At 71.1% G+C, this 19077-nt stretch carries 17 protein-coding genes; 4 read left to right on the top strand and 13 right to left on the bottom strand.

Features of this window, described 5'->3' with window-relative positions; genetic code table 11:
* The first annotated feature begins 7 nt into the window (after positions 1-7).
* Positions 8-823, top strand: a complete 816-nt coding sequence (locus tag ABZX12_RS05285) for a GNAT family N-acetyltransferase (protein ID WP_355690023.1) — start codon at positions 8-10, stop codon at positions 821-823.
* Here the strand turns inward: ABZX12_RS05285 and ABZX12_RS05280 are convergent.
* Positions 753-2471: an ABC transporter ATP-binding protein gene (locus ABZX12_RS05280; protein WP_355690021.1), complete on the bottom strand. Its 1719-nt coding sequence runs from the start codon at positions 2469-2471 to the stop codon at positions 753-755. The genes ABZX12_RS05285 and ABZX12_RS05280 overlap by 71 nt on opposite strands.
* Positions 2472-2607: 136 nt before the next feature.
* Positions 2608-3219, bottom strand: coding sequence for a helix-turn-helix domain-containing protein (locus ABZX12_RS05275; protein WP_355690019.1), 612 nt, complete (start codon positions 3217-3219; stop codon positions 2608-2610).
* A gap of 77 nt (positions 3220-3296) precedes the next feature.
* On the opposite strand from ABZX12_RS05275, the gene ABZX12_RS05270 reads away from it, so the two are divergent.
* Together ABZX12_RS05270 and ABZX12_RS05265 are read left to right on the top strand one after the other, a co-directional pair.
* A complete protein-coding gene (locus ABZX12_RS05270; protein WP_355690018.1) occupies positions 3297-3932 on the top strand; it encodes a hypothetical protein in 636 nt (211 codons plus the stop codon).
* Complete coding sequence (locus tag ABZX12_RS05265; RefSeq protein WP_355690016.1) at positions 3929-5077, top strand: cytochrome P450; 1149 nt, start codon at positions 3929-3931, stop codon at positions 5075-5077. The genes ABZX12_RS05270 and ABZX12_RS05265 overlap by 4 nt, the downstream gene beginning before the upstream one ends.
* On the opposite strand, the gene ABZX12_RS05260 is transcribed toward ABZX12_RS05265, so the two are convergent.
* The 4 genes from ABZX12_RS05260 to ABZX12_RS05245 form a co-directional block, all read right to left on the bottom strand.
* Entirely contained in the window at positions 5067-6380 is a 1314-nt protein-coding gene (locus tag ABZX12_RS05260) for a pitrilysin family protein (RefSeq protein WP_355690014.1), read from the bottom strand. The genes ABZX12_RS05265 and ABZX12_RS05260 overlap by 11 nt on opposite strands.
* The gene (locus ABZX12_RS05255) at positions 6377-8590 is read right to left on the bottom strand and encodes a polyribonucleotide nucleotidyltransferase (RefSeq protein ID WP_355691305.1); all 2214 of its coding nucleotides are present in this window, start codon (positions 8588-8590) and stop codon (positions 6377-6379) included. Before ABZX12_RS05255 ends, ABZX12_RS05260 begins: the two co-directional genes overlap by 4 nt.
* A 282-nt stretch (positions 8591-8872) precedes the next feature.
* Entirely contained in the window at positions 8873-9151 is a 279-nt protein-coding gene (gene rpsO, locus ABZX12_RS05250) for a 30S ribosomal protein S15 (protein ID WP_344200893.1), read from the bottom strand.
* Positions 9152-9264: 113 nt separating this feature from the next.
* Positions 9265-10233, bottom strand: a complete 969-nt coding sequence (locus ABZX12_RS05245; protein WP_355690012.1) for a bifunctional riboflavin kinase/FAD synthetase — start codon at positions 10231-10233, stop codon at positions 9265-9267.
* 122 nt (positions 10234-10355) lie between these two features.
* Between ABZX12_RS05245 and ABZX12_RS05240 the strand changes: the two genes are divergently transcribed.
* Entirely contained in the window at positions 10356-11369 is a 1014-nt protein-coding gene (locus ABZX12_RS05240) for an SGNH/GDSL hydrolase family protein (protein ID WP_355690010.1), read from the top strand.
* 40 nt (positions 11370-11409) lie between these two features.
* Here ABZX12_RS05240 and ABZX12_RS05235 read toward each other — a convergent pair whose 3' ends face one another.
* The 7 genes from ABZX12_RS05235 to ABZX12_RS05205 form a co-directional block, all read right to left on the bottom strand.
* The gene (locus ABZX12_RS05235) at positions 11410-12306 is read right to left on the bottom strand and encodes an NAD-dependent protein deacetylase (protein ID WP_355690008.1); all 897 of its coding nucleotides are present in this window, start codon (positions 12304-12306) and stop codon (positions 11410-11412) included.
* Between the two features lie 22 nt (positions 12307-12328).
* Complete coding sequence (locus ABZX12_RS05230; protein ID WP_355690006.1) at positions 12329-13186, bottom strand: LLM class flavin-dependent oxidoreductase; 858 nt, start codon at positions 13184-13186, stop codon at positions 12329-12331.
* Positions 13187-13197: 11 nt separating this feature from the next.
* Positions 13198-13968: a methyltransferase domain-containing protein gene (locus ABZX12_RS05225; RefSeq protein ID WP_355690004.1), complete on the bottom strand. Its 771-nt coding sequence runs from the start codon at positions 13966-13968 to the stop codon at positions 13198-13200.
* Between the two features lie 21 nt (positions 13969-13989).
* Positions 13990-14880, bottom strand: a complete 891-nt coding sequence (gene truB / locus ABZX12_RS05220; RefSeq protein WP_355690003.1) for a tRNA pseudouridine(55) synthase TruB — start codon at positions 14878-14880, stop codon at positions 13990-13992.
* Between the two features lie 8 nt (positions 14881-14888).
* Positions 14889-15326, bottom strand: coding sequence for a 30S ribosome-binding factor RbfA (gene rbfA, locus ABZX12_RS05215; RefSeq protein ID WP_355480019.1), 438 nt, complete (start codon positions 15324-15326; stop codon positions 14889-14891).
* A 107-nt stretch (positions 15327-15433) separates the two neighbouring features.
* Positions 15434-18586: a translation initiation factor IF-2 gene (gene infB, locus ABZX12_RS05210; protein ID WP_355690001.1), complete on the bottom strand. Its 3153-nt coding sequence runs from the start codon at positions 18584-18586 to the stop codon at positions 15434-15436.
* A 181-nt stretch (positions 18587-18767) separates the two neighbouring features.
* Complete coding sequence (locus ABZX12_RS05205) at positions 18768-19076, bottom strand: YlxR family protein (RefSeq protein WP_355689999.1); 309 nt, start codon at positions 19074-19076, stop codon at positions 18768-18770.
* Position 19077: the final 1 nt, after the last annotated feature.

Genomic DNA, 19077 nt, shown 5'->3' with positions numbered 1-19077 from the left:
GAGCCCCGTGGACCACGACAATTTCCACACCGCCTGCGACCGCAACATCGCGGCCGCCCTTCGGCACTTCGCGATCCACGCCGAGAACGCCGTACTGTCCGAGAGCCGTTCGGCGCTGTTGGTGGCCGCTGCGGTGCCGTTCGCCGGCGCGTTCCACAATGCCGCGTTCCGGCTCGATGCGGGCTCGAACGACGTACTGGAAGAGCTGTCCGCCTTCTCGGCTCGGTGGGAACGCGACCTGATCCTCTGGGCGTCGACTCGTCGCGACGGGGATCTCGCACGCGCGGCCTCGGCCGCAGGTTTGCGGCTTCAGTCGAGCACCGTGGGAATGGCGATCGAGGAACCACCTGGCCCGCCGGTCGTCCCGGGCGGTGCCGAACTGCACCGCGTCACCGACGCGGCCGGGGTAGCTTGCTTTGCCGCCGTGCATGAGCAACTGTTCCGCGACAGCGGGCGCCCCGTCGGTGCGGTGGCGCACTTCGCGTCACCTGGGGCGCTGCTCGCGCCCGAGGTCGCGGCCTTCGTCCTGCTGGTCGATGCCCGTCCGGTGGCCTGCGCGATGATCGTGGTCTCCGGGCAGGAGGCCGGGGTGTACTGGGTCGCAACCCGGTCGGACGCCCGGCGGCGCGGCTTCGGCGAGATCGTGACCCGGGCGGCGGTGCGGGCCGGTTTCGAGCACGGCGCGCGAGTGGTGGTCCTGCAGTCGTCCGAGCTGGGATTGCCGTTGTACCGGAGGTTGGGGTTCGAGCCGTTCAGCGAGTACTTGCGGTTTCTCCTTGAGCTGCGAAGAGGTGGGCGAAGCGGCCGGCTGGCTGGTTCATGAGGGATTCGTAGGTGCCCTGCTGGACGACGGTGCCGGCGTCGATGACGTAGATGCGGTCCATCTCGCGGAGTGTCCAGGCCCGGTGGGACACGACGATCGTGATGCGGCCTGCGCTGGTGCGGCGTAGGTCGGCGAAGATCTCGCGTTCTGCCTCGGCGTCGATCGCGGAGGTGGGCTCGTCGAGGATCCAGACGCCGGCGGCGCGCAGGCGGATCCGGGCCAGGGCGAGCCGCTGCCACTGGCCGCCGGAGATCCCGGTGCCACCCCACTGCTGCCCGAGTTGCGTGTCCAGCGGCGACTCCGCGGCGAAGGTGCCGGACAGCGCCGCCCGGACGTCCTGATCGGTGACGGTGTGCGGTGCGCCGAGGCCCACGGCGTCCCGGAGGGTGAACTCGAAGCGCCCGAACTCCTGCACCAGCAGGCCGAAGTGCGCCAGCCGCTCGTCCTCCGACAGCGCCCCGGCATCCGCCCCGTCGATCAGCACCCGCCCGCGGTCGGGACGCAGCGCACCGACGAGCAGGTTGACGGCCGTCGACTTGCCGGCTCCGTTCACGCCGACGAGTGCGACCAGTTCGCCCCGCCGGGCTTCGATGCACACGTCGCGCAGCGTCGGCCCGGCCGCGCCCGGATAGCCGAACGTCACGTTGTCCAAGGCAACGGAATCGACCGTACGAACCACCGCGCGACGACGCCGGTCCGGGACGCTCCGCACGAACCTCCGGTAGATCGCGGCCTGTGGCGCCGCGGTGATGATGCTGCCGAACGCGTACCCGCATTGGCGGATCGCGTTCAGCCCGGTGATCGTTCCGGCCACCGCCGCGGCCGCCGCTCCCCCACTCGCACCGCCGACCACCAGCGCCATCAGCGCTCCGCCGAACAGCAGGACCGTCGCCAGCGCCGCGGCCAGCTCCAGCAACATCGCCGTACGGATCATCCGATCCAGGACCCCGGTCGCCTTCGCGCGGCCGTCGGCGACCAGCTCGGCCACCTTCCAGCCGGAGCCGAGCACAGCCAGCTCGGTCCCCGGGCGCTGCTGGATGAGCTGCTCGGTCGCGTACGCCGCCTTGCGCTCGTGCGCGCCCACCTGCGGCCAGCCCTTCTCCTCCATCCGCGAGATCAGCGTGAACGCGAAGACCGTCGGGAACAGCGCCGCGAGCACGAGCAGCCCGGACAGCAGGTTGATCGAGGAGATGGCCACGCACAGCACGACCGACGTGGCCGCCGCGCCGAGCACCTGGATCGGCTTCCCGGCGACGTCGCTCATCGGGTGGGTCGCCGCCTGGCTCGCTTCCAGGTCACGCACCACCTCGGGCTCGGCCAGCCGGCTCGGACCCAGCCGGGACGCCGCTCGTGCCAGCTCGACCCGCAGTGCCAACCGCAGCCTCAGCATCATCCGCTGCCCGGCGCCGTTGGAGACCTGCGTCAGCGGGTACATCGACCCGACCACCACGGTCAGTCCGAGCAAGGGCCGCCACGGGTCGTCTGCCTCGACCAGGTCGCGGATCAGCACGACCTGTGCGCCGGGCAGGATCGCCAGCTGCAACTGAAGAGCCGAGTACAACGCCAGCCATCCAGGAGTGATCCGGACAGCATCGGCCACTGATTCACGGGCAGTACGCAACGCCTCGAGCACGAGATCCTCTTCCACGCAGAGCAGGCCGGAGCAGCGCCGGGACCGGCACCGCTCACGTCGGCCGTCAAATGCGTGTCATCCCAGCAAGCGAGCCCAGCCCGTGCATCCAGGGATCCAGTGGCAGATCACGTGTGACGTATCGGGTTTCAACCTAGCTGGCCGGCAGCAGCTGTGTCACCAGCGCGTCCGCGGTCCACGCCTCCCACCGGGCCGGCTCCCAGCCGCGGCGTGCCGTCAGGAAGTGGTACAGCTCAGGGCTGAGCAACGCGAGCGTCACGTCGATCGCCGTCGCAATGTCCTCCCGCAGCGGAGTCTTGGCGGCCAGCGCGGTGACGAACCGCTCCATGACCACGGCTCGCTGGGCGTTGTTCGTCTCCCACAGCTCGTGGATCTCGGGGTCGGCGGTCGCGGCGTGCGCGACGACCTGAAGCACCGGCGCGACCCGCTCGTAGATCTCGCGGGCCAGCCGGGCCTGCTCGCGCAACTGGGCCTCCGGGTCCGGGTCGTCGAGCGCAGCCCGCACCCGGGGGCGCTCGAGCGTCGGCACCGGCTCGTCGTCACCCGCGACCGCGACGTCCAGGAGCTCGCTCAGCAGCGCCCGCTTGGTGCCGAACGTGAAGTACAGCGACTGCACCGACATCCCTGCCTCGTCGGCGATCGCCTGCATCGACGTCGCGGCGTACCCGCGGGCGGTGAACAGCACCTGGGCCGCCTCCCGCATCCGCTGCCGGTTGGCCTGGGTCTTGTCCGCTCGTCGCGCCATGGAGCGCAGCATACCAATTGACTAGAGCATCGCTCTAATGATTCGCTAGTGACTCACTCTAATGAAATGAGGCGTCCATGACCGAGACCCTTCCGGCACCGACCGGCGTGCGCCGCCAGCTGCGCACCACCGCTCGGCTCACCGCGTTCGCGGGCGGGCCGATCTTCTGGCTGGGGACAGTGCTCCACCCCGCTCGCGACGGCTGGAGCATCGCGGCGGTCGGCGAGCGCTACGGGCTCACGCACGACATCCAGGCCCTCGGCCTCGGGCTGCAGGTCGTCTGCCTCGCGAGCATGATCGCGCTGGGCAACCAGCTCGCCCGGCGCCGGGACCTCCGAGCCTGGTACGCCACCCTGGCCGGCACCCTGTTCTGGTTCGCGCTGATCATCTTCGACGGCTCGCACAACCCGGTGCGCGCGGAGTACACGCCGAGCGTGGTGCACCAACCGGCCGATCTCGACACGCCCGCCGCGCTGATCGTGTTCCCGGCACTGCTCGTCTTCCCGCTGGGCTACGTCTGGCTGGGGCGGATCCTGGCTCGGCACGGACTGCGGGTGGCGGGTGTACTGCTCGGCGCCGGCGCCACCGCGTACACGCTCGGCGGCCTGTTCATCTTCACGTCCGGTCCGCGATTCGGCCTGATCCAGCTCTTCGAGGTCGCCGGCGCGACGCTGTACGCCGTCGGCTACGTCCTGCTCGGACGGCGGGCATGAACGCCACCGAGATCCTTCAGGAGCTGCTCTCCCCCGCCGGCCGGGCCGATCCCTTCCCGCTGTACGCCGCGGCGCATCGCCTGGGTCCGGTGCTGCCGGTGACCGACGACGTGTTCGTGGTCGCGGGGTACGCCGCGGTGGACGAGGTACTGCGGAGTCCTGCCTTCGAGATCCCTTCGGAACCTTCGAGCCAGCCGGCCTTGCAGCTGATGCAGCGATCGATCCTGCGGGCGAACCCGCCGGATCACGGGCGGATGCGGTCGCTGATCGCGCAGGTCTTCACGCCGCGCCGGGTCGCCACGCTGCGACCGGCGGTGGAGGCCGCCGTCGACGGCCTGCTCGACGATCTGCTCGACGACCTCGAGGCCGAGGTCGATTTCATGGACCGGTTCGCGTTCCAGCTCCCGGTGGCGGTCATCTGCGAGTTGCTCGGCGTACCGGCCGGCGACCGGCATCGCTTCCGGCCCCTCGCCTCCGACCTGACGGCGGCGCTGGAGCTCACCGACGCGTCCGACGCCGCCGCCGACGCGGCGGCCCGTGAGTTGGGCGAGTACTTCGCCGGCTTGATCCGCGAGCCCGGCGCCGACGGTCTGGTCAGCGCGCTCGTCGCTGCCCGGGACGCAGGCGACGGGCGGCTGTCGGACGAGGAGCTGCTCGCCAACCTGATCCTGTTGCTGGTGGCAGGCTTCGAGACCACGACGGACCTGCTCGGCAACGGCCTCGCGATCCTGCTCCAGGAGCCGGGTCTCGTACCGGACGCAGCGTTCGTCGAGGAAGTGCTGCGCTACGACTCACCCGTGCAGGTCACGACCCGCACCGCCCGCAAGGACGCGGAGATCTCCGGCACCGCGATCCCCGCGGGCGCCGGCCTCGTCCTCCTGCTGGGCGCAGCTAACCGCGACCCTCAGAGATTCCCGCAGCCGGACAGGTTCGACCCGTCGCGCACCGGCAACAAGCCGTTGAGCTTCGGCGCCGGAGCGCACATCTGCCTCGGCAACAGCCTGGCCAGGCTCGAAGCCACGATCGCGTTCGGTCGCCTGCGCGAACGGTTCGCCGGCATCACACCGGCCGGCGAACCGGCCCGTCGTGATCGCCTGGTCCTGCGCGGCTACCAGTCCTTGCCGGTACGCCTGGTCAGAGCGTGAAGGCGGTGGTGTCTTCCTGGAAGGGGCCCATAACGGTGAGGGCGGGAGCGCCCTGGTAGAGGTCGGCGGCGAGTCGGCTGACGTCGTCGAGGGTGACCGAGTCGATCCGGTGCAGAATCTCGTCGACGGTCGGGAGTTCGCCGTAGACCAGCTCGGCCTTGGCGATCCGGGTCATCTTGGCGCCGGTGTCCTCCAGGCCCATCACCACCGAGCCGCGCATCTGGCCCTTGCCGCGGAGCAGCTCGTCGGGCGTGATGTTGCCGCGGGCAATGGACTCGAGCTCACCGCGGATCACGTCCAGGACCTCGGGGGCCTTCTTCGGCAGGCAGCCCGCGTACACGCCCACCATGCCCGAGTCGGCGTACGCCGAACCGAACGTGAACACCGAGTACGCCAGGCCGCGCTTCTCCCGCACCTCCTGGAACAGCCGCGACGACATGCCGCCGCCGACGATGCCGTGCAGGACGCCCGCGATGTAGCGGCGCTCGTCGCTGCGGACCAGCCCGGGCATCCCGAGCACCAGGTGCGCCTGCTCGACGTCGCGGTGGTGCACCCGCACGCTGCCGTACGTCGGCACGCGCCGCGTGGAACCTCGCCGGACGGCGACGGGCTCGGCCTCGGCGGTCACCCAGTGCCGCTCGAATGCCTTCCGGACCAGCCGGACGACGTCCGCGTGGTCGACGTTGCCGGCCACCGAGACGACGATGTTGGACGGCTTGTAGCGGCGCCGGTACCAGCCCACGACCTGCTGGCGGGACAGCCCGGCGACCGATTCCGGCGTACCGGTGATCGAGCGGCCGAGCGGGGACCTGCCCCACAGCTGCTCCGCGAACAGGTCGTGGATGTGGTCCGACGTCTCGTCGGCGTGCATCGCGATCTCTTCGTCGATGACGTCGCGCTCACTCTCGACGTCCGCGCCGGTCAGCGTGGCGGAGGTGATCATGTCGCAGATGACGTCGACCGCGAGCGGCAGGTCGGAGTCCAGCACCCGCGCGTAGTAGCAGGTGTACTCCTTGCCGGTGAACGCGTTCATCTCGCCGCCGACCGCGTCGATCGCGGCGGAGATCTCCAGCGCGTCGCGGCGCTCGGTGCCCTTGAACAGCAGGTGTTCGAGGAAGTGCGTCGCACCGGCCAGCTGTTCCGGCTCATCGCGGGAGCCGACCCCGACCCACAGGCCGAAGGTGACCGAGCGGAAGCCCGGCACGGACTGGGACAGCACGCGAAGCCCGGAGGGCAGGACGGTCCGTTTGACCGGACCGCCCGCCTCCGGGCTCAGCAGCGTGCTGGTGATCGCTCGAGTCACTCGGCGGACTCGGCGTCCTTCTTCTTGTCGTCCTCACCCTCGATCACAGGGATCAGCGACAGCTTGCCGCGGTCGTCGATCTCGGCGATCTCGACCTGCAGCTTCTGCCCGACCGACAGCACGTCCTCGACGGCCTCGACGCGCTTGCCGCCGGCCAGCGGACGCAGCTTCGAGATGTGCAGCAGGCCGTCCTTGCCCGGCAGCAGGCTGATGAACGCACCGAAGTTGGTCGTCTTCACGACCGTGCCCAGGTAGCGCTCGCCCTTCTCCGGCATCGTCGGGTTCGCGATCGCGTTGATCGCGGCCCGGGCCGCCTCGGCCGACGGGCCGTCGGTCGCGCCGATGTACACGGTGCCGTCGTCCTCGATCGAGATGTCGGCGCCGGTGTCCTCGGTGATCTGGTTGATCATCTTGCCCTTCGGGCCGATGACCTCGCCGATCTTGTCGACCGGGACCTTCACCGAGATGACCCGCGGCGCGAACTCGCTCATCTCACCCGGCGCGTCGATGGCCTTGGCCATCACGTCCAGGATCGTCAGCCGCGCGTCCTTGGCCTGCTTCAGCGCGCCCGCGAGGACGCTGGCCGGGATGCCGTCCAGCTTGGTGTCCAGCTGCAGCGCGGTGACGAAGTCCTTGGTGCCGGCGACCTTGAAGTCCATGTCGCCGAACGCGTCCTCGGCGCCGAGGATGTCGGTCAGCGCGACGAACTCCTCCTTGCCGTCGACCTCACCGGAGATCAGACCCATCGCGATACCGGCGACCGGGGCCTTCAGCGGCACACCGGCGTTCAGCAGCGACAGGGTGGAGGCGCAGACCGAGCCCATCGAGGTGGACCCGTTGGAGCCGAGCGCCTCGGAGACCTGGCGGATCGCGTACGGGAAGTCCTCGCGGGACGGCAGCACCGGCACCAGGGCCCGCTCGGCCAGCGCGCCGTGACCGATCTCGCGGCGCTTCGGCGAACCCACCCGGCCGGTCTCACCGGTCGAGTACGGCGGGAAGTTGTAGTTGTGCATGTACCGCTTGCGGGTCTCCGGGGACAGCGTGTCCAGCTGCTGCTCCATCCGGAGCATGTTCAGCGTGCTGACACCCATGATCTGGGTCTCGCCGCGCTCGAACAGCGCCGAGCCGTGCACCCGCGGGAGCACGCCGACCTGGGCCTTCAGCGGCCGGATGTCGGTCAGGCCGCGGCCGTCGATGCGGACCTTCTCCTTCAGCACCCGCTGCCGGACCAGCTTCTTGGTCAGCGAGCGGAAGGCCGCGGACAGCTCCTTCTCGCGGCCCTCGAAGTCGGCGGCGAGCTTGTCCACCGTGGCGGCCTTGACCGCGTCGGTGGCGTCCTCACGCTCGTGCTTGCCGGCGATCGTCAGCGCCTGCGCCAGCTCCTCGGTCGCGGCGGCCTCGACGGCGGCGAACGCGTCGTCGGCGTAGTCCGGGAAGACCGGGAACTCGGCGGTCGGCTTCGCGGCCCGGCCGGCCAGGTCGGCCTGGGCCTCGACCAGGGTCTTGATGAAGCCCTTGGCGGCCTCCAGACCCTCGGCCACGATCTCCTCGGTCGGCGCCTGGGTGCCGGAGGCAACGGCCTCGAAGGTGCCCGGGGTCGACTCGGCCTCGACCATCATGATCGCGACGTCACCGGACTCGGTCACCCGGCCGGCCACCACCATGTCGAAGACCGCGTCCTCGAGCTCGGTGTGGGTCGGGAACGCCACCCACTGGCCCTCGATCAGCGCCACGCGGACGCCGCCGATCGGGCCGGAGAACGGCAGGCCGGCCAGCTGCGTCGACATCGAGGCCGCGTTGATCGCGAGCACGTCGTACAGCTTGTCCGGGTTCAGCGCCAGGACCGTGATGACGACCTGGATCTCGTTGCGCAGGCCGGACACGAACGACGGCCGCAGCGGGCGGTCGATCAGCCGGCAGGTCAGGATGGCCTCTTCCGAGGGCCGGCCCTCGCGGCGGAAGAACGAGCCCGGGATGCGCCCGGCGGCGTACATCCGCTCCTCGACGTCGACCGTCAGCGGGAAGAAGTCGAACTGGTCCTTGGGCTTCTTGCTGGCCGTGGTGGCCGAGAGCACCATCGTGTCGCCGTCGAGGTACGCCGCGGCGGAGCCGGCGGCCTGCTGGGCCAGACGGCCCGTCTCGAAGCGGATGGTGCGAGTGCCGAAGCTGCCGTTGTCGAGCACGGCCTCGGCGAATTCGGTGCCCTCCATGGGCGTACCGGTGGATCCCGTCACGGGATACCCCTCTCTCACAGTGTGACGACTGCGAGGCGCGAGCTTCCGGGGTGCCGGTCTTCGATCGAGGCCCGCGGGTGCCTGTTGTGCATCCACCCGAAAGCCACTACCGAGGACCGGTCGTCCTCCCGCCACGCGCTTCGCGTCGCCTCGTACGTCTTGCTGTCTCCGTATTCAGTTGTGCCACGCTCTATCAGCTCAGGGCGTGGATACGCCAGGAGCGGCCACCCAGGTTTCGGGGGGCCGCTCCTCGCGACGTCATCGGCGAAGGCCGAGCCGCTCGATCAGGGATCGGTAGCGGTTGATGTCCTTCTTCGCCAGGTAGTTCAGCAGCCGGCGGCGCTGACCGACGAGCAGCAACAGGCCACGACGGCTGTGGTGGTCGTGCTTGTGCTCCTTCAGGTGCTCGGTCAGGTGGCTGATCCGGTGCGTCAGCAGCGCGACCTGGACCTCGGGGGAACCGGTGTCACCCTCGGTCAGGGCGTACTCACCCATGATCTTCTTCTTCGTAGCAGCGTCAACAGCTGACACAGGCATCCTCTCGATTTCCGTTGCGCGGCGCACCGGGGCATTCTTCACCCGAGCACTCTCGATCCGCGGCCGTTCAGACGGCAGCAGCCAGCGTATCAGTCCGTGGACTGCTCCCCTAATCAGCCCGGATCGGTGCTGAGCAGGCGGCGCGCGCCGTCGACGTCGGCCTTCATCTGGACGAGCAGCTCGTCGATGCTGTCGAAACGGATCTGGGTGCCGCGCAGCCGGGCGACGAAGTCGATCGCGACTCCTGCGCCGTACAGCTCCAGGTCGTCGCGGTCGAGCACGTACGACTCCACCCGCCGGTCGACGCCGTCGAAGGTCGGATTGCTGCCGACACTGATCGCCGCGGGCAGCGGATCCGGGTACGCCGGGGCGCCCGGCGCCGGCGTGAGCACGGTCAGCCACCCGGCGTACACACCGTCCTGCGGGACCGCGGCGCCCGGGTCGGCCGGGATGTTCGCGGTCGGGTAGCCGAGCTCACGGCCGCGCTTGTCGCCCTCGACCACCACACCGGTGACCCGCAGCGGCCGGCCGAGCGCCTCGGCGGCAGCCTCCACGTCGCCGTCGGCGAGCTTCTGCCGCACATACGTCGACGACCACGGCTGCCGGCCGCCCGCGAGGCTCAGCCCGTCGACCTCGAAGCCGTACTGCGCTCCTGCCTGGAGGAGCGTGTCGACGTGACCGGCCGCCTTGTGCCCGAACCGGAAGTTCTCACCGACCACGATCGCCTTGGCGCGCAGCGCGGTCACCAGCGTGCGCTCGATGAACTCCTCCGGCGTCCAGTGCGAGACCTCCTTGGTGAACGGGAGGATCAGCACCGCGTCCGCGCCCGCCTCGCCGAGCAGCTCGGCGCGCCGGGCGGGATCGGTGAGCATCAGCGGCGCGCGGTCGGGCCGGAGCACCTGCATCGGGTGCGGGTCGAAGGTCATCGCGACCACCGGCAGGCCGCCCAGCTCGGCCGCCCGCGCGCGGGCGTGCGCGAGCACCTCCTGGTGACCCCGGTGCACGCCGTCGAAGTTGCCGATGGTGACGACCGACGGCCCGAAGTCCGGGCTCACCTCGTCCAATCCGTGCCAGACACGCATGAGAGCAGGATTCCATGCCCCGGGACGATCGCTTTCATCAGGTCCACGATCACCCCTTGTAATCGGGCAGTGACTCAACTTAGGGTGGGCGGCGCACTGGTGGGCCCTGCTGGGGAGGTCTCGTGAAGCTACGCCGTCTGGTCGCCGCCTGCGCGGCACTCACGCTCGTGGTCGGCCTGCCCGCGGCCGGCGCCACCCAGGCCGCCGCGACGCCGCGGTTCACCAAGTACGTCGCGCTCGGCGACTCGTACACGTCGGCACCGTTCGTGCCGCTGGCCGACCTGCTGTCGCTCGGCTGTGCCCGCTCGTACAGCAACTACCCGAAGATGCTCGCCGCGGCGCTCGGCGTGTGGCGGTTCACCGACGTGAGCTGCGGCGGCGCCGACACCACGAACATGACCCAGCCGCAGAGCACGGTCCTCGGCACCGCGGCGCCCCAGTTCGACGCGCTGACGCCGGACACCGACCTGGTGACGCTCGGGATCGGCGGCAACGACTTCGGCGTCTTCGGTGACATCATCGGCACCTGTCCCGGGCTGCGGGCCTCGGACCCGGCCGGCGCTCCCTGCAAGGCGCACTTCACGGTCGACGGGGTCGACACGCTGCGGGCGAAGATCACGCAGACGCAGACCCGGATCGCGATCGTCGTCCAGGGCATCCGGGCCCGGGCGCCGCAGGCGACGATCGTGCTGATCGGGTACCCGAAGATCGCGCCCGAGCACGGCACCTGCCCGTCGATCCTGCCCTTCGCCGACGGCGACTACGCGTACCTGTACTCGATCGAGCAGGCGCTGAACGCGGCCGTCGCCGGTGCCGCCGCGGCCGGCGGAGCGACGTACGTCGACACCTTCACGCCGTCCACGGGGCACGACGCGTGCGCGCCGGACGGACAGGCCTGGATCCAGGGCAAGGACATCAACCTGCTGCGGGCGCTGAACTACCACCCGCGCTACGAAGGCGAGGCCGCAATGGCCTCCCTCACCTACAAGACGCTGACCGGCCAGGCGCCGGTCGTGACCGCAGCGGAGCAGTCCGCCTGGGCGACCAAGGCCCGCGCCTTGGCGAAACAGGCCGCTGCCTCCCCTCAGGCCCTCGAGGCCTCCATGAACCGCGTACGGACCAGCGCGCAACGCTGACCCTTTCCAATCCGTACCGCGGACCACGGGCCGGGCCACCTCACGCGTGGCTCGGCCCGGTGGTTTCCTCCAGCAGTTCCCCCAGTGCCCTGCCGAGCGGCAGGTTCACCCTGCAGGTCGCGTACGGGTCGCCGCGGGTCAGGCCCTGGTTGATGATCAGCACCGGCGTACCCGACTTGGCGGCGTGCCGGACGAAGCGGAACCCGGACATCACCGTGAGCGAGGACCCGAGAACCAGGACGGCGTTCGCATCGTCGATCAGCCGGTAGCAGCGCTCGACGCGGCTCTTCGGGACGTTCTCGCCGAAGAAGACCACGTCGGGTTTCACGGTGCCGCCGCACACCGTGCACGGGACGACGCTGAACGTGCGGACGACGTCCTCGGGCAGCTCGACGTCGCCGTCGGGGTTGATCCGGGTCGCCTCCGCCGTGAACGCCTGGTTGGCCGCCCGGAGGCGGCGGTCGAGGACCTCGCGCGCCGACGTCGTACCGCAGTCCAGGCAGATCACGCGGTCGAGGTTGCCGTGCAGCTCGACGACGTCGCGGGCGCCGGCCGCCTGGTGCAGGCCGTCGACGTTCTGGGTGATGATGCCGCTCAGGTACCCGCGGGCCTGGAGGGCGGCGACGGCGCGGTGGCCGTCGTTCGGCGCGGCGCGGGCGATGGTGCGCCAGCCGAGGTGGCTGCGCGCCCAGTACCGCTGCCGGGCGGCCTCGGTCGCGGTGAAGTCGCCGTACGTCATCGGGGTGTGCGTGCGCAGACTCCCGGTCTCACCCCGGTAGTCCGGTATCCCGGACTCGGTCGAGATCCCGGCGCCACTCAGGACGACGACCCGCCCGGCGGCCACGATGTCCGCAACCGGGCCGACATCCGTCCGGCCCGGCTCCAACGCCAGCACTTCCGGGCCCGGAGCCCACTCCAACGTCGGACGAGAACGCACCAGTCCAGAGTACGGTGCGGAGTCAGTCGACGCGGGGCGGACCGGCCCTGAGCCGGCGCTCGGCGGCCGCGCGGACCTCGGCCGGGTCCATCGAGGACCAGTCCGCGTCGATCCACCAGGTCGCACCCGCCGCGGCCCACGGGCGGACCGTGGCGGCCGGATCCGGGTCGCCGGCGGAGGTGGAGCCTTCGGCAACGATCTCGTACCCGTCCATGGTCAGGCCGTGGCGGGCACGCTCGCGGCGGATCCACTCGACGCCTTCGCCCAGGAGCGCCGGTGTCCAGTCGCCGCGCTCCTGGCCCGGCGCCACGACGTAGGTGGGCAGCCAGCCGTCCTGGAGCGCGGCCCGGCGCATCGACTTCGGCCGCGGCCAGGCCCCGACCACCCAGGTCGGGATCCGCGGCTGCTGGACCGGCGGCGGCGGTGCGGGCGGCATCAGCTCGGCGACCTTCGCCGAGCGGTAGTGCCGGCCGGTGAACTCGAACGGCTGGTCACGCCACAGGTGCTGCAACATCTCCAGCGACTCGTCCATCAGCTCCGCCCGGACCTTGCGCCCCGGGTCGTCCTCGAACAGCCAGAACCGCGCGTCGCCCGACACGCCCAACCCGACGGCCAGGATCACCCGGCCGCCGCTCAGGTTGTCGACCGTCGACGTCTGTCCCGCCACGTCCCACGGCTTGCGGCGCGGCAGTGGCGTGAGCATCGTCCCCAGCCTGATCCGCTCCGTCGTCATCGCCGCGGCGCCCAGCATCACCCAGGCGTCGATGCCCCAGATCGACTCCCACACGAAGAAGCCGTCCCAGCCGTGCTCCTCGGCGAGCACCGCCAACTCGGCCGCAGCCCGCGCATCGCCGTACGCCATCACGAACCCGTATTTCATGCCACCGCACGCTAGCCTGCCGCACCGACAGATTTCGTCGCGTGCAACAGACGGGTGGTGACCTGGCGGGTGGTGAGCAGGTGGGACAGTTTGCGGCCCTGCTCCTCGGACTCGCGCCAGGCCTGGTCGTTGGCGTGCTGCTTCCGCAGCAACTCGTCTATCTGGCCCGCCTTCAGGACCCACTCGGTGGGCGTCGTTCCGTTCGGTGCCTCGGTCAGCGCCCGCAGGGTCAGCCCTGCCCCGGCGATCAGGTCCCGCACCTCGTCCGCCTCCGGGAACTCGTTCCCCTTCGGTACGGCGCTGTGCAACGCGGGATCCGCCACCAGCACCGTCATCCCGAGCGAGCCGCCCGGCCGCAGCACCCGCGCGAGCTCGTGCAGCAACGCCCGCTTCTCGTGCACTGTGCACAGCACCCCGACGCACCAGGCGACGTCGAACTGCCCGTCGCCGAACGGCAGCGCCTCACCGCGCGCCCGGACCGCGTCCCACCCGAACATCCGCCGCGCCGCCCGGCAGGCCGCCTCCATCGGCTCGACCAGCGCCGGCCGGGCGCCGTACGTCTCCGCGACCCAGGCGGCCGCTCCGCCCACCCCTGCACCGACATCGACCAACGCCGTCTCAGGACCCACGCCACAGGCCTGAGCCAGCCAATCCAGCAACGCCGGGTCCCCGCTGCCCCGGCAGCCCGCGACGATCGCGTACTCCGGCCCGAGCTCGTCGACGACGTCAGCGGTCCACTCGGCCACCACGCCGAACTCGGCCGTCAGCTCCTCGTCGCTCATACCTCCCGGTACCCAAGAGGATCAGCTGACGAAGACCGCCGTCGGCTTGGCGAGCGGGCCGTGCGGCTCGTACAGGGCGAGGAACGTGCCGTCGGGGGCGAACATCGCGGTCTGACCTGCCTCCAGGTCGAGACCCGGCAGCGGGCGGCCGGTGCGAATCGCGGCGGCCTGCGCCTCGTCGGCGTCGAACCGCGGGAAGGTGCCGGCGGCAACGTCCGCGATCGGCAGCCAGTCGAAGGACTTCGCCAGTGACTCCAGCGAATGCGCGGCGGCCAGTCCGAACGAGCCGACCCGGGTACGCCGCAGCGCGGTCAGGTGACCGCCGACGCCGAGGTCCGCGCCCAGGTCCCGCGCGAGCGCGCGGATGTACGTCCCGCTGGAGCAGTCCACCGACACGTCGACGTCGATCCCGTCCGGTGCGACCCGCACGTCCAGCACGTCGTACCGCGAGACGGTCACCGCGCGCGCCTTGAGCGCGATCTCCTCGCCGGCCCGCACCCGCTCGTACGCCCGCTTCCCGTCGACCTTGATCGCGGACACCTTCGACGGCACCTGCGAGATCTCCCCGCGGTACGCCGCGACGGCCGCCGAGATCGCCTCGGCCGTCACGCCGTCGACCGCGGCGGTGCTGAGGATCTCGCCCTCCGCGTCGTCGGTCGTCGTGGTGGCGCCGAGCCGGATCGTCGCGTCGTACGACTTGTCGGCCAACTGCAGGTGGCCGAGCAGCCGGGTCGCCCGGTTCAGGCCGACGACCAGGACGCCGGTCGCCATCGGGTCCAGCGTGCCGGCGTGACCGACCTTCCGGGTGCCCGCCAGCCGGCGGATCCGGGCGACGACGGTGTGCGACGTCATCCCGGCCGGCTTGTCGACGACCACGATCCCGTCCGACGCCGCCGTGAACTCAGAGCTCAACGCCGGCCTCAGTCCTGCTCGTCCTCGTCGTCGTCCTTGTGCTTGTACGGGTCGGCGTCACCGGCCGGCTTCGCGCCCGCGGCGGCCTTGGCCACCTCGGCGTCGGCCATCCGGGCCTTCTCGAGCAGCTCCTCGATGTGCCCCGCGGTCTCCGGGACGGCGTCCAGGAAGAACGCCACGCTCGGCGTGTGCCGCAGCCCGAGCGCCTTGCCGACCTCGCTGCGGATCAGGCCGCGCGCCGACTCCAGCGCGGCCGCGGTGTTCGCCCGCGCCTGCTCGTCGCCGTACACCGTGTAGAAGATGCTGGCCTCGCGCAGGTCACCGGTCAGCCGGGCGTCGGTGACCGTGACGAACCCGAGCCGCGGGTCCTTGACCCGGCGCTCCAGCAGCTCCGCGACGAGCACCTGGATCCGGTCGGCCAGCTGCTTCGCCCTTGCTTCACCCATCAGGGCTCACTCCCTCATTCATGAACAACGTCCGGAGAGACCGCAGTCTCTCCGGACGCTACTCCTCGGTGACCCGCGCCGGGTCACCGCCTACTGTCATTGCACCGTCAGCTGCGCGGCTTCTCGCGGAGCTCGAACGCCTCGACGACGTCGCCGATCTTGATGTCGTTGAAGTTGTTGATGGTCAGACCGCACTCGAAGCCCTCGCGGACCTCGGACGCGTCGTCCTTGAACCTCTTCAGCGACGACAGCTCGGTGTTGTCGAGGACGACCGAGCCGTCCCGGATCAACCGGATCTTCGCGTTGCGCTTGATCAGGCCGCTGGTCACCCAGCAACCGGCGATGTTGCCCACCTTCGAGGAGCGGAAGATCTCGCGGATCTCCGCCTGGCCGAGGGTGACCTCCTCGTAGATCGGCTTCAGCATGCCCTTCAGCGCGGCCTCGATGTCGTCGATCGCCGAGTAGATGACCGAGTAGTACCGGACATCCACGCCCTCGCGCTCGGCCAGGTCACCGGCCTTGCCCGCCGGCCGCACGTTGAAGCCGATGATGACGGCGTTCGACGCGATGGCCAGGTTGACGTCGTTCTCGTTGATCGCACCGACACCGCGGTCGATGATCCGCAAGCTGACCTCGTCGCCGACCTCGATCCGGACCAGCGCGTCTTCCAGCGCCTCGACCGAACCGGACACGTCGCCCTTCAGGATCAGCAGCAGCTCCTGGGTCTCGCCCTTCTCCATCGAGGCCATGAAGTCCTCGAGGGTCCGGCGAACGCGACGCTTGGCGTTGGCGGCCGCCCGGGCACGGGCTTCCCGCTTCTCGGCGATCTGCCGCGCGCGGCGGTCGTCGTCGACCACCAGGAACTTGTCACCCGCCCCCGGCACCGCGGTCAGACCGAGCACCAGGACCGGACGCGACGGGGTCGCCTCCTCGACGTTGTTGCCGTGCTCGTCGAGCATGGCCCGGACCCGGCCGTACGCCGGGCCGACCACCATCGAGTCGCCGACCCGGAGCGTGCCGCGCTGCACGAGCACGGTCGCCACCGGACCACGGCCCTTGTCGAGGTTCGCCTCGATCGCGATGCCCTCGGCGTGCATGTGCGGGTTGGCCCGCAGGTCCAGCGCCGCGTCCGCGGTCAGCACGACGCCCTCGAGCAGGCCGTCGATGTTGATCCGGGACTTCGCCGAGACGTCGACGAACATCGTGTCGCCGCCGTACTCCTCGGGCACCAGGCCGTACTCGGTCAGCTGACCGCGCACCTTGGCCGGGTCCGCCGCCGGGACGTCGATCTTGTTCACCGCGACCACGATCGGGACACCCGCCGCGCGGGCGTGGTTCAGCGCCTCGATCGTCTGCGGCATCACGCCGTCGTCGGCCGCGACCACCAGGATGACGATGTCGGTGGCCTGCGCACCACGGGCACGCATGGCGGTGAACGCCTCGTGACCCGGGGTGTCGACGAAGGTGATCGCCCGCTGCTCGCCGTCGACCTCGGTGGTCACCTGGTACGCACCGATGTGCTGGGTGATACCGCCGGCCTCGTCGGCCACGACGTTCGCCATCCGGATCGCGTCCAGCAGCTTCGTCTTACCGTGGTCGACGTGACCCATGACGGTCACCACCGGCGGCCGCGGAGCCAGGTCGCCCTCGTCGCCCTCGTCGTTGCCGAACTCGATGTCGAAGGACTGCAGCAGCTCGCGGTCCTCGTCCTCCGGCGAGACGATCTGGACGTCGTAGTTCAGCTCGGTGCCGAGCAGCTCGAGCGTCTCCTCGTTCACCGACTGGGTCGCGGTCACCATCTCACCGAGGTGGAACAGCACCTGGACCAGCGACGCCGGGTCGACGCCGACCTTCTCGGCGAAGTCCGTCAGGGACGCGCCGCGAGGCAGCTTCACGACCTCGCCGTCACCGTGCTTGACCCGCACGCCGCCGACGGCCGGAGCCTGCATGTTGTCGAATTCCTGGCGCTTGGCCCGCTTCGACTTGCGGCCACGCCGCGCCGGGCCGCCCGGACGCCCGAAGGCGCCCTGCGTGCCGCCACGGCCGCGGTTGCCCGGACCCGGACGGCCACCGCCGCCACCGGGCGGGCCGCTGGGGCCGCCGCCACCCGGACGGAAACCGCCGCCACCGCCGCCACCGCTGCGCGGACCGGCACCCGGACCGCCGCCGGGACGACCGCGGCCGCCACCGCCGGGACCGCCGGAGCCGCCACCGGGACGACCGGTGAACGTGCCGGCCGAGGACTTCGGCATCATCGCCGGGTTCGGACGCGGGGCGCCCGGCACACCACCCGAACGCGGGCGGTCGCTGCCGCCGCGCTCGCCGCCACGCTCACCGCCGCGACCCTGCGGCGGACGCGGAGCCATCCCGGCCGGGCTCGGAGCGCCCTGCCGGTCGCCGCCGCCACCACCCGGGCCGGGGCGCGGTCCACCGCGCTGCATGCCCTGGGTCGAGCTGAACGGGTTGTTGCCCGGACGCGGAGCACCCGGACGCGGGCCGCCGCCACCCTGGCCGCCCGGACGGGGCGCACCGGGACGCGGGGCACCCGGACGGGGCGCACCCGGACGCGGACCGGCACCCGGACCGCCCGAACCACCCGGACGCGGGCCGGAACCCTGACCGCCCGGACGCGGGGTCGCACCCGGCGCGGCCGGACGCGGACCCGGACGGGCCGCGGAGTCGCCGCCGGTCCGGCGCGGAGCCGGCGCCGGGGCCGGAGCCGCCTGCGCGGCCGGAGCCTCGAACGACGGGGCCGCCGGGGTCTCCGCCTTCGCCGCCGGAGCGGACTCGGCCGGAGCGGACGCGGCGGCAGCCGGCTCCACCGGAGCGGTCTCCTGGCGCGGACCCGGCTTCGGGCCCGGACGCGGACCCGGCTTGGCACCCGGGGCCGGAACGGACTTGACCGGCGCGGCCTCGGCCGCGGGCGCCTCGGCGGCCGGAGCCGGCTCGGTGCGCACCTCAGCGGCCGGCGCGGGGCGCTCGGCCGGAGCCTTCGGGGTAGCCGGCTGGGCCGGCTTCGGCGCCGGCGCGACCGGTGCGGTCGCCTGCGGCGCGGCAGACGTGCTCGCGGCGGCCTTCTTGGCCGCACGCTTCTTCGGCGGGTTCTTCTCGAACTCCTCCGCCAACCGCCGAACGACAGGTGCCTCGATGGTCGAGGATGCCGATCGGACGAACTCGCCCATGTCGTTCAGTCTGGTCAGAACGACCTTGCTGGTAACTCCGAGCTCCTTCGCGAGCTCGTAGACCCGGACCTTTGCCACTACTCTCCCTCTGGTCCGAGCCTGGGCGCGGACCGTTAGTTGACGTACGTGCTCATCGCTTTGCACTCATCGGTAGACACTCATCGAGTGGTCATGAGTCGATGACCCGCCTTCATGTCGGTCACGGACGATCCGGTCGGACCGCCGCGGACGGCCTGCCGGCCGCCATTTGCACTGCTTCTTACTTATCACGCTGCGCGACGTGGTCCCGCAGCCCGGTCACGTCGAGCGGCCCCGGGACCCGGAAGGCCCGTGGGAACGCCTTGCGCCGGACGGCGAGGTCGAAGCACTCGGTCGTGGGGTGCAGGTGCGCCCCGCGTCCGGGTGCCCGGTGCCCGGGATCCGGAAGGACGAGTCCTCCGGAAACCGTCATCCGCAGCAGGTCAGCCGGACCGGATCGCTTCCGGCACCCGATGCAGGTGCGCTCCCGGGCCTTATCAGACTTACTCAGTCCTGGGCGCGCGTCTGCGGTCTCTGTCACGTGTTCCATG

This window comes from Kribbella sp. NPDC003505 (genome assembly GCF_040610875.1).
Taxonomy (GTDB): domain Bacteria; phylum Actinomycetota; class Actinomycetes; order Propionibacteriales; family Kribbellaceae; genus Kribbella.
The sequence above is the reverse complement of the archived record's forward strand: the minus strand, read 5'-3'. Positions and strand labels throughout refer to the sequence as shown.

Bases quoted from the DNA above. Each gene is read 5' to 3' on its own strand.
- ABZX12_RS05275 (WP_355690019.1), bottom strand. From the start codon at position 3,219: ATGGCGCGACGAGCGGACAAGACCCAGGCCAACCGGCAGCGGATGCGG.
- ABZX12_RS05270 (WP_355690018.1), top strand. From the start codon at position 3,297: ATGACCGAGACCCTTCCGGCACCGACCGGCGTGCGCCGCCAGCTGCGC.
- ABZX12_RS05265 (WP_355690016.1), top strand. From the start codon at position 3,929: ATGAACGCCACCGAGATCCTTCAGGAGCTGCTCTCCCCCGCCGGCCGG.
- ABZX12_RS05255 (WP_355691305.1), bottom strand. From the start codon at position 8,590: ATGGAGGGCACCGAATTCGCCGAGGCCGTGCTCGACAACGGCAGCTTC.
- rpsO (WP_344200893.1), bottom strand. From the start codon at position 9,151: ATGCCTGTGTCAGCTGTTGACGCTGCTACGAAGAAGAAGATCATGGGT.
- ABZX12_RS05245 (WP_355690012.1), bottom strand. From the start codon at position 10,233: ATGCGTGTCTGGCACGGATTGGACGAGGTGAGCCCGGACTTCGGGCCG.
- ABZX12_RS05230 (WP_355690006.1), bottom strand. From the start codon at position 13,186: ATGAAATACGGGTTCGTGATGGCGTACGGCGATGCGCGGGCTGCGGCC.
- ABZX12_RS05225 (WP_355690004.1), bottom strand. From the start codon at position 13,968: ATGAGCGACGAGGAGCTGACGGCCGAGTTCGGCGTGGTGGCCGAGTGG.
- rbfA (WP_355480019.1), bottom strand. From the start codon at position 15,326: ATGGGTGAAGCAAGGGCGAAGCAGCTGGCCGACCGGATCCAGGTGCTC.
- ABZX12_RS05205 (WP_355689999.1), bottom strand. From the start codon at position 19,076: ATGGAACACGTGACAGAGACCGCAGACGCGCGCCCAGGACTGAGTAAG.